This is a genomic window from Pseudanabaena sp. 'Roaring Creek' (assembly GCF_001402795.1).
Classification (GTDB): domain Bacteria; phylum Cyanobacteriota; class Cyanobacteriia; order Pseudanabaenales; family Pseudanabaenaceae; genus Pseudanabaena.
In genome coordinates, this window is record NZ_LIRE01000555.1 from 1 (window position 1) to 886 (window position 886).

Here is an 886-nt window from a genome sequence, read left to right on the forward strand (position 1 = left end):
TGTTGCCAAGGCACAAAAGCGACTGAATTTCTGACCATGTGGACAATGCATAACTGTACCTGAGTTTTGGGAAACACCGTTTCAATGGCATTAGGAAATCCAGTTAAACCATCGACGCAAGCAATCAAAATATCTTTGACTCCACGGTTATGAATTTCGGTGAGAACTGACAACCAGAATTTTGCACCCTCATTGGGGGAAATCCACATACCCAGCAATTCCTTGTATCCATCCATATTCACGCCCAAGGCAAAGTACAGGGACTTATTAATTACCCTGCCATTGTCTCGGACTTTGATGACTAGACAGTCCAGAAATACAATTGGGTAAATTGCATCTAGAGGGCGATTTTGCCATTGCTTCACCTCATCAATTACCGCATCAGTCACATTGGAGATTAAAGTCGCTGATACTTCGACACCATACATTTCTTGCAACTGGGCTTGAATATCCCTGACACTCATGCCTCGTGCGTAGAGAGCAATGATCTTTTCATCTAGTCCTGACAAGCGGCTTTGTCCTTTCTTCACCATCTGCGGTTCAAACTCCCCTTAGCGATCACGGGGGACAGTGATCGCTGCTACTCCGAAGTCTCCTTGGATCTTTTTCTGGCTATAGCCATTGCGACTGTTGGTTTGTCCTTCTGGTCTGGGTTCGTGCTTCCCGTAGCCCAGATGGGTTGATAGTTCTGCTTCCAATGCTCGCTCCACTAACGGGGTCGTCAGTTGCTTCAGGATGCCTCCTTCTCCGAATAGGTCAGGTGGAGTTTTACATTCTTTCAGCAATTCGTCTACCAATTCTTTGCGTATATTCATCGGTTTTAGTGTTGATAATTGTGTGTCTAGATTATCTCTCTGTATATATCCCAGACTTTACACAGATTACT

1 pseudogene is annotated in these 886 nt (G+C 44.8%); it reads right to left on the reverse strand.

Annotated elements, in window-relative coordinates:
• Nucleotides 1-815, reverse strand: a pseudogene (locus AC805_RS16260) (IS256 family transposase); the annotation flags it as partial.
• Nucleotides 816-886 lie beyond the last annotated feature (71 nt).